The sequence below is a fragment of the Streptomyces sparsus genome (assembly GCF_054776295.1).
In genome coordinates this window covers 1-589 of record NZ_BAAHCA010001667.1, presented here as the reverse complement: position 1 = coordinate 589, position 589 = coordinate 1, and the positions used below count along the sequence as shown (strand labels likewise).

At 77.4% G+C, this 589-nt stretch carries 1 protein-coding gene; it reads left to right on the top strand.

Annotation, left to right across the window (positions count from 1 at the left end):
- Nucleotides 1–589: adenosylcobinamide-phosphate synthase CbiB (cbiB, locus tag ACYVE9_RS30200; protein ID WP_461031037.1), on the top strand; the 589-nt coding region annotated here is incomplete at both ends.

Sequence of the window (589 nt, the reverse complement as noted above, 5' to 3'; positions counted from 1 at the left end):
CGTCGCGCTCACCGCCGTCGCCACCTGGACGGTGCTCGGCGGCACCTCGCTGGCCCGGGAGGCGCGCCTCATCGCCGCAGCCCTGGAGGCCGGCGACCTGGAGGGCGCGCGCCGCCGGCTGCCGCACCTGTGCGGACGCGACCCGCAGACACTGGACGCCGACGGCCTCACCCGGGCCGTCGTGGAGTCCGTCGCCGAGAACACCTCCGACGCGGTCGTCGGCGCCCTGGTGTGGGCCGCGCTGGGCGGAGTTCCGGGCATGGCCGCCTTCCGGGCCGTCAACACGCTGGACGCGATGGTCGGTCACAAGTCGGCCCGCCACCGCCGGTTCGGGTGGTCGGCGGCCCGATTGGACGACGTACTGGGCTGGCCGGGGGCGCGGTTGACGGCGCTGCTGGCGGTACTCGCCGGGCCCGACCCGCAGGCCGCCGTCCGGGTGTGGCGGCAGGACGCGCACCGGCATCCGAGCCCCAACGCCGGACCGGTCGAAGCGGCGTTCGCCGGAGCACTCGGCGTCCGGCTCGGAGGCACCCTCGCCTACGGCGGCCGGGTCGAGCACCGGCCGGTGCTGCACGCCGAGGGGCGGACG